We start from the raw sequence: 8338 nt of genomic DNA, 5'->3' as shown, positions 1-8338 counted from the left end.
TACTATAAGGGGATCATATCACACCAAAGTTCTTCTCTTTTTTATATGTAATTAGGGTTTCCATAACTGTAGATATGGATGGTGTAAATTAATGGATGAATAATTTACTCTTAAAATTATAACAGAACAATTAAAGATTTTTATATGTAATATTGTATATAAAGGGTAAACAACAATAATTTCTTTTTATAAAAATAAGCCCCTGGTGAAAATGATGAGTAACCCTTTTCCATATGAAATGAACTTGGTATAAAATGAAAGATTACAAGTATAAGATTCTATACTTAGTAATCCCTCACTTTAAGGTATGTCTTTGGGGAAGTGTGAGGAGTTCAATCGATTCTGAATAAAATTGATAGTATCAGTTGCAATTTTTTTACGTTTAAGAACAATCCCGGCATGTCCACATGTATAAATATATCGCGTAGGTCTTTCCCAGGATTCCCACAAATAGTCCGTATCCTCAGAGTGCACATATAGATCGTGCTTACCTGAAATTAATAAAATATTTTCTTTTTTTACTTTTGGTAACGCTTGACTCGGTTCAGTGATTTTCCAATAAGCTATTAAATCATCATACGTAACACCATGATGTTCCAAATCTTCTCTAATAAATTTACCTGGATTTGTCTTCCAAATTGAATATGAGAGTCGATTCGCGTAGAAAATGGATGCTAACACATCAATTTCTGGTTCAACAAGAGATGTTAAGTTAGTAATAACTCCACCTAAACTGATTCCTATTAAAATCAAGGGACCATTTTTATTTTCTTTTATCCATTTGATCAAAGTTCGTAAATCAGCTACCGCTTGTCTAGTTGCTTCTACAGTTCGTTCAACATTGGCACTTACCATGTACTCTCCACTGTATAGGGATTGGTTCGGTTTTCTGTCAAAATGATATGGTAAAGTGAAATAATACATATTCCACTTCAAGTTGGTCATATGGTCGTGGAATATTTTTTTTACACGTTCGTTAGAATCCATTCTCCAACCGTGAACAAAGATGACATGAGGTGCATCTTCATTTTCATGTAAAAATAATTCTCCAGTGACAGAATCGTTGCGTGAATCACCAGATTGAACCGAGCTTTTATATTTGAATTGTCCAACCATGTATTCCTTTTCTTGTTTTAAATGCTTAATGTTAAAATGAATATGAGATGGTTTTACTTTATAAAAAAATTCTATGTCCTTTATATATAGTGAGGTGTTAGAAAGAGAAGTATACTGAAACTTTACACTTCTTTTTTTGTGCAAATCATACAAGGCGTATCGATCAATGAGTTTTGAAAAAATCAAATTAACCTCCTCCAAAATACATATCGTCTAAAAGATGGACAAAATTTATGCTGTAAATTAATTGTAAAATATTCTCTTTTCCTAATAGTAGATGCTTGAATAATAAAACAGGTGGGGAATTTGTATATTATATTATAAATATATCAATAAAATAAAACTATAAATATCTTTTACAAAAACCTAAAAAGCAAGTTAATATTCTCATTCATAAAAGAGAACATTAACTTGCTTATTTTCGTATCAAAAGGTACACCTTTTGAAGTGACGTAATTTATATGAAAGACAATGTGTCAATTTGTATATTTAATACAGTGATAGTTACCGTAATTTTCGAAGCCTATAGTTAATTAACCTTACAATATACGTCTTTTTGGTATATAAATAGCTATATTCATTAGAGAAAGAGTTTTAATCCTTCATGAGAATCTTTAAAACCTAATTTCTTATAAAAGTGTAAAGCTTCTTGTCGTTCTTTATCTGTTGTTAACTGTACTAAATGACATCCCCGTAATTTAGCACGTTGAATAGCCCATTTAATAAGTTTACTTCCTATACCTTTACCACGTTTTGATGAGGCTGTCCGTACACCCTCAATTGTAGCTCTCCAACCCCCTTGACGTACAATGTAAGGCGTAAATGTAATTTGTTGAATACCGACAATCTCCGTCCCATCACACGCTACAATCAACTCGTTATTTGGATCACAATCAATAGCATGAAATGCTCTTATATAACTATCAGGGAGTGGTGTTTCATAGCGCTCTCTTTTATTTCCTAAAACATCATCAGCAAGCATTTTTACAATTTCATCTAAATCATCTGCCGTTGCAATCCTAAATGTTATAGTTTCTGTCACTATCAAAAAACCTCCTTAATGTATGCACTTGTTACTTTTATTTTACTTGTTTAAATACAATAGGTTAAATTATAAAATATTATGAGTCTCTATAACTTTTTCTTATAGATAGCATAAAAGCCTAACTTATAAAATTATAATTTAGGCTTTTTAACACAATATTATTATTAGAAAATCCGACCAACTTCAAAAAACCTCCATATTCTTTAATGAATTTTCATATTTAACAAGCACACATAGAACCATTCAAATAGGGTGGTTTTTATTTGTTGTATAGAAATTACGTAATAAGCATGGATTTGTATGCTCTCATTCAATGCTATCTAAAGCCATAACTTCCTTGCCAATATTCAAAAACGATTACGTTTTTGAATATGTGTTCCGGTCTTTCTTGACCAGGTCAATGAATAACTACACATAAACTCCTTATATCTCTAGATAAACTACCGATTAGCTCCATATAGACTCTAGATAACCTATATAGAATACAAGTTATCAAGGAGGTAAGAAAAAATGAACTTTATGAAACGAGCAATTCTCAGTATGAAAAAAAGAGTAGGAACATCATTAATTTTGATGGCGGTTTTCCTAATTGTTACAAATTTAGTGTTGGCAGGATTCACAATCCAAAATGCATCAAAAAAAGCTGCTGATGCAGCAAGAAAAAAACTCGGTGCAGATGTTACTTTAAGTCTTGATTTTGACAAATTAGGTCAACAAGCTAGGGAAACTGGAGAGATGCCTAATCCACCGAAGCTTAATACAAAAGAAGCAGATCAATTAGCGAAGTCAAAGTATGTAAAAGACTATAATTACATAACTAGCACTCTCGGAATTTCTGACGGACTTAAACTAGTAGGAGCTTCAGAAGGAGAAGAAGAAGGAAAAGATAAGGCGGGAATGGCGGCTGTACGAGGCGGTTCAGGCTCCGGTACAGAAATAGATATGAATTCTTCTTTTATGATTGAGGGAGTTCGCAAAACTGCATTACAAGAAAGCTTTAAGAATGGAAAAAGTAAAATCATTGATGGGAAACCAATTACAGAACAGATGAAAGATCAGAATGTAGCTTTAATGGAAAAACGATTAGCGGAATTAAACAACTTGAAAGTAGGAGACAAAGTTAAAGTGCAATCAGGGGATAAGAAGGAAACCCTGGAGGTTGAAATTATCGGTATTTACGAAACGAATGAGCAAGCAATGGGGCAACAAGCTCCTCCTATAATGGATCCAGCTAATAAACTATATATGCCGCATTCAACTATGAAAAAATTAGAAATAGATCAAGGTATAAGTAGCATTCAAGTCGTGTATTTCTTGAAAGATCCACAAAACATTGAAGCATTTAAAGAAGAAGCAAAAAAATCTGATATTGATTTTAATTATTATAAATTAGATGCACATGATTCGTTGTACAAACAAATGATTGGGCCTATCGAAAATATCTCATCAACTTCTCAAATGATTATTTATATTGTATCAATTGCAGGTGCGATTATTTTAGGGTTAATCATTATGTTATCGATTAAAGCACGTCGTAAGGAAATGGGGATTCTATTGTCCATTGGAGAGAAAAAGTGGAAACTGATGGCGCAGTTCGTAGTAGAAGTAGTATGTATCGCTATTTTAGCATTTGGATTATCCATAACAACAGGAGCAAAAATTTCTCAATTCATAGGGAATAATTTACTTTCGAGTGAAATTGCTACAGCAGGAGAAGAAACAAACACCTCACAAAATGGAACTGTAATGGTAGCTGGACCTGGTGGAACTGTACAAAATCAAAAAGAGGATCCAATTGATAAAATTAATGTAAGTGTAACAGGCGAAGATGTAGGGAAAATGGGGGGGATTGGACTAGCTATTGCTATATTAGCAACGCTTCTTCCAGCATTATCTATTCTACGCCTGAATCCAAAACAAATTCTTTTAAAAGATGAATAAGGAGGCTCGATATGGAGACGATTTTACAATTTAAAAACTTAGATTATTATTATGAAAGTAACGGAAAAAAAGTAGCGATACTAGAAAATGTTAACTTTTCTTTTCAAAAAGGACATTTCTACACGATTCTAGGACCATCCGGATCTGGTAAAACCACTACGCTTAGCTTAGGTTGTGGGCTAGATATACCTAAAAATGGTTATGTACTATTTAATGGAAAGGATATTCGAAAAATTGGTTTGGATCGGTACCGTAATCAAAATGTATCGGTAATTTTCCAATCTTATAATTTGATTACCTATATGACTGCTCTTCAAAATGTCTTAACAGCAATGGAAATTACAGGTGTTAAAGTGCAAAATAAAACGGCAAGGGCGTTAGAATTATTAGAGAAAGTAGGACTTACAGAAGTAGAAGCGAAACGAAATATTCTGCAACTAAGTGGCGGGCAACAGCAGCGTGTAGCAATCGCTCGAGCGTTATCTTGTAATGTTGATTTACTGATTGCGGATGAGCCGACAGGAAACCTCGACGAAGAAACGGCAATGGATATAATAGAACTGTTTCAAGAACTTGCACATAAAGAAAATAAATGTATTATTGTTGTGACGCACTCACAGGAAGTTGCTAAAAAATCAGATCGTGCAGTCTATTTAAGTAAGAAGAAGTTGGTAGTAAACGAAATTTAATATAAACACCCTAGTTTTTTAATTCACATAATTTTCGAAATCAGTTTCTTCAAATATTTATATTTGATATACAATATAACCAAGCCATAATCAAAATGGTCTCCCTGTATTGAATGTTAAGATAGTTTGTTATTCCCTTTTTAACAATTTTTGAAAAAGAACTTGTAGTATATTCTACAGGTTCTTTTTGTTATGATCGGTTTAATATATCATTAAGTAATTACATATAAAAAACGGGACATTACCTAGAGGTATGATCTAAATATTGTCCCGTTTAACTATTTATCAGTATTGTTATTGAAGAATTAAACCAACAATCATAATTAAACTAAATACTATCATCCAACCAAACGCACAATAGCCGAAAATCCTAATCCATTTAGGTAATTGATTCATGTTAACTTTATTTGTGGGAATTCCTTGCATAGAAAACATCATTTTTTTATCTCTATCCCTATTATTTTGTTGTTCATACATAACATCATCACCTTTCTAGAATTATTGTGTTTATAGTATATCAGCCTGGATAAAACTAAGTATAGAATATTCGACAAAATAAAAGCGATTCGACAATTATAGTGGATTAATCTGTTCTCCAGTGCAGCATACTATATTTCAAAAAACTAAAATTTGATTGCTCAAAAGCTATATATTCTAAAGTATTTGCTCATTTAAAACATAGTAAACCTTTACAAAGAGATGCTTTTTATTCGGTATTGAATAATTTGGATAAATTCACTTATACATCTTAGCGATTAGATACGTACATGTCTTTCAAACTATATGTGCCGTAAAGTAGGCGTAATTATTTATTCGTTACTTTTAAAGAATCTAACACTATTTTGGTTGCGTCTGCAATAAGTTTATCATCGTATTTCGCATCCTCTTTAGCGTGATTAGAAAGTATCGCAAGAATAATTGGCTTTTTATTTGGTGGCCAAATGATTGCAATATCATTCCTTGTTCCATAAGACCCAGAGCCGGTCTTATCGGCTACTTCCCATTCTCCTGGAACTCCAGCACGAATTAAGTTGTCCCCCGTAGTATTTCTTTTCATCAAATCTATTAAAAAGTTCCGTTTCTCAACTGAAAGTATATCGCCTAGCGCGTATGCTTGAAGACTAGTAGCTAATGCCTTTGGGGTACTAGTATCACGAGTGTCTCCTGGCTGCACTTCGTTTAATTCTGGTTCAAAACGTTCAGGATTTGTGACAGTATCTCCTATTTCTCTCAGTGATTTTTTGAATTCACTTGGCCCACCTAATTGCTTAAGAATAAGATTTTGTGCAGTATTATCGCTATATCGAAGGGAAGCATCCGCAAGCTCTTTCAGAGTCATACCTGTATCTACATATTTTTCAGTAATTGGATTGTAATTCACAAGATCTTTGCTAGTATACTTAATTCTTTGATCTAAATCTTCTATTGATTTCTTTTGTAACAGTGCTCCAACAGCAAGGGCTTTGTGGGTAGATGCGTATGCAAACCGTTCATTTGAACGATAAGTAACGGTTTGATTCGTACCTGTGTCTAATGCATAAATACCAAGTTTAGCATCATATTCTTTTTCCAACTTTACAAAAGAATGATTACTTGTATTTTCTTGTTTGGTTTGTTTCGGTGGTGCGGATTGAATATTACTATTGGAACAGCCTATAAGCGTTACACATGAAAGTAATACTACAGGTAACATCTTTTTATAATGCGAAATGTGAAAAAACTTCTTTGAAACTATCATACATTTTCAACCTCTTTCAAGAATATATGGATTTTGTATAGGTATTTTACATACCTATACAATTAACAAATGCACAGGATAGCACTCATCTTGTGTTTCTTGCATTACAAAATGAGAGAACTACCAAAAGCACCTTTTTTATACGTAATAGACAATCTAAGTAACACATTTGTTCCATTTATGATTAAGGTTTTGAATATATCCATTAATTTTATTTATAAGAATCACAAAATCCACCTTTTTTGCACGCCACTTAATTTAATGTGGATTTAGATTGAGTTTACCTCGTAATGGGAATTTCAATTGGATTGCGCATATATAACAACCTCGTTCCGGACAGAATAAGTAATAACAACTACTGATTTCATTTTAAGTGAGGTGTTATACGATACATACGACAAAGCAAAAAAGACTTGTGGTGCAAAGTATAACTACATTTAGTCTACTAATAACGACTATCTTTACACCCATGCTTATTTACATTGTTTATGGATTACAGATTTCGAAAGGCTTTGAGGGATACTGGCCATCAATCCTGTTTTATACAACTTATATGACGGGTGTGTTTATCTGGATACCTATTGTGAATAAGGCTGGGATTCACCGCTCCTTATATTGGACTGTTTCTATTCTGATAGTATCATTACTTAGTGTTACTTTCTTTGGATGGAGTTCAAGATGGCTAGAAATAAGTGCGTTAGTTTCTGGTTTTGCAGTTAGTACAATTTCTACCATGACGAGTACTTTATTGTTTCTACATGTGGAAGGCGGGGGAAAGGTTTATAATAAAAATCAACAAGCGATTATTATTGGTATCGTTTTTCTTTTACTAATAATCGTTTTGTTAGCGATTAGTTTTTTATCGCCGCCGCTGATAACATGCATATATGGGATTTGTTTAATCAGTATCCTTTTTGCTATAAAAAAAATGCCGAGAACAGAGTTAGCCAAAGGGCTTTTACCTATCTCCATCGTATCGGTTGTAGGAAAGTTTCTTTTTGTCTCAATGCTTATTCTTTTGATTCGAACAAGTCGTAACATAAATAATGAACAATATATTTTTTGTTTTTTTCTACTTTCTATAGCGCTTATTTGTTTCATGTTTGTGAGTTTGTTGAAAGGAAAGTTCTTTCATAAACTTTCATCTTCTTTACCAATTCGCTTAAAGGCAGAATCATTTTTACTTGGATTAGGAAATGGATATTTATTTTTGATGGGTATTTTTTATAGTTTTACTTTCTATAACATGTTAACCTGTATTTTCATTGTAGTTGGACCATACCTATTAGGGATTTTGATGTCCATATTTTTAGATATCAAAGCTGCTAAGAAAGTTAATCCAATCCATTTGTTTTTAGTAAGTACTTTAATCATGATATTCGGGTTTTATTCTCCAATATTTATAGTCCTTAGCGTTACATTTGGGAGCTATGCCATTAATAGTATTTCTTCTCAAAATAATATGAAAGTATATATGGTGAATGCTACACATAGAGAGCTTTCTTTACTCATTTACACAACATGGAGAAATATGGGGAATATATTTTTACAATTTTTTATATTGATTGTGATTGTGGGAGTAGGGGTGTTTTACGATGTCGAATGGTCGCAACTTTTCCAAACAATTGTTGGGAAGGGTCAAATGCAGATTGAAGGGTTATCCGTACAACGATTGATGTTTATGTTAGCAATTTGCTGTTGGCTTGGCATGGTGGGCTTAGGTATGTGGATTGGTAAAAAAGCTAATCCCAATATTGCTTAAAAAGTAACTCGAAAAATATCAATACTAAAACTACAAAAAACAAACAA

General features: G+C 32.6%; 7 protein-coding genes. 3 read left to right on the top strand and 4 right to left on the bottom strand.

The genetic code is table 11. The annotated features are described in order from the left end of the window. Positions 1-300: 300 nt before the first annotated feature. Together B5P40_RS21685 and B5P40_RS21680 are read right to left on the bottom strand one after the other, a co-directional pair. Entirely contained in the window at positions 301-1302 is a 1002-nt protein-coding gene (locus tag B5P40_RS21685) for an alpha/beta hydrolase (protein ID WP_113709850.1), read from the bottom strand. 394 nt (positions 1303-1696) lie between these two features. Then, positions 1697-2158 carry a GNAT family N-acetyltransferase gene (locus B5P40_RS21680; protein ID WP_002032325.1) on the bottom strand — a complete coding sequence of 154 codons (462 nt, stop codon included), beginning with the start codon at positions 2156-2158 and terminating at the stop codon, positions 1697-1699. Between the two features lie 513 nt (positions 2159-2671). On the opposite strand from B5P40_RS21680, the gene B5P40_RS21675 reads away from it, so the two are divergent. Both B5P40_RS21675 and B5P40_RS21670 read left to right on the top strand, forming a co-directional pair. Next, positions 2672-4102, top strand: coding sequence for an ABC transporter permease (locus tag B5P40_RS21675; RefSeq protein WP_113709849.1), 1431 nt, complete (start codon positions 2672-2674; stop codon positions 4100-4102). 11 nt (positions 4103-4113) lie between these two features. Continuing rightward, positions 4114-4791, top strand: a complete 678-nt coding sequence (locus B5P40_RS21670; protein WP_113709848.1) for an ABC transporter ATP-binding protein — start codon at positions 4114-4116, stop codon at positions 4789-4791. 294 nt (positions 4792-5085) lie between these two features. On the opposite strand, the gene B5P40_RS21665 is transcribed toward B5P40_RS21670, so the two are convergent. Together B5P40_RS21665 and bla are read right to left on the bottom strand one after the other, a co-directional pair. Further along, positions 5086-5268 carry a hypothetical protein gene (locus B5P40_RS21665; RefSeq protein WP_002032329.1) on the bottom strand — a complete coding sequence of 61 codons (183 nt, stop codon included), beginning with the start codon at positions 5266-5268 and terminating at the stop codon, positions 5086-5088. 328 nt (positions 5269-5596) lie between these two features. Further along, the gene (gene bla / locus B5P40_RS21660) at positions 5597-6529 is read right to left on the bottom strand and encodes a class A beta-lactamase (RefSeq protein WP_033709148.1); all 933 of its coding nucleotides are present in this window, start codon (positions 6527-6529) and stop codon (positions 5597-5599) included. A 469-nt stretch (positions 6530-6998) separates the two neighbouring features. Between bla and B5P40_RS21655 the strand changes: the two genes are divergently transcribed. Continuing rightward, the gene (locus tag B5P40_RS21655) at positions 6999-8291 is read left to right on the top strand and encodes a hypothetical protein (protein ID WP_113709852.1); all 1293 of its coding nucleotides are present in this window, start codon (positions 6999-7001) and stop codon (positions 8289-8291) included. Positions 8292-8338 lie beyond the last annotated feature (47 nt).

The organism is Bacillus sp. SRB_8, assembly GCF_003264205.1.
Taxonomy (GTDB): Bacteria; Bacillota; Bacilli; order Bacillales; family Bacillaceae_G; genus Bacillus_A; species Bacillus_A mycoides.
This window is presented reverse-complemented; position numbering and strand designations above follow the sequence as displayed.

Coding starts and splice junctions, on each gene's coding strand:
- B5P40_RS21670 (WP_113709848.1), top strand. CDS start 4,114: ATGGAGACGATTTTACAATTTAAAAACTTAGATTATTATTATGAAAGT.
- B5P40_RS21665 (WP_002032329.1), bottom strand. CDS start 5,268: ATGTATGAACAACAAAATAATAGGGATAGAGATAAAAAAATGATGTTT.
- B5P40_RS21655 (WP_113709852.1), top strand. CDS start 6,999: ATGCTTATTTACATTGTTTATGGATTACAGATTTCGAAAGGCTTTGAG.
- B5P40_RS21675 (WP_113709849.1), top strand. CDS start 2,672: ATGAACTTTATGAAACGAGCAATTCTCAGTATGAAAAAAAGAGTAGGA.
- bla (WP_033709148.1), bottom strand. CDS start 6,529: ATGATAGTTTCAAAGAAGTTTTTTCACATTTCGCATTATAAAAAGATG.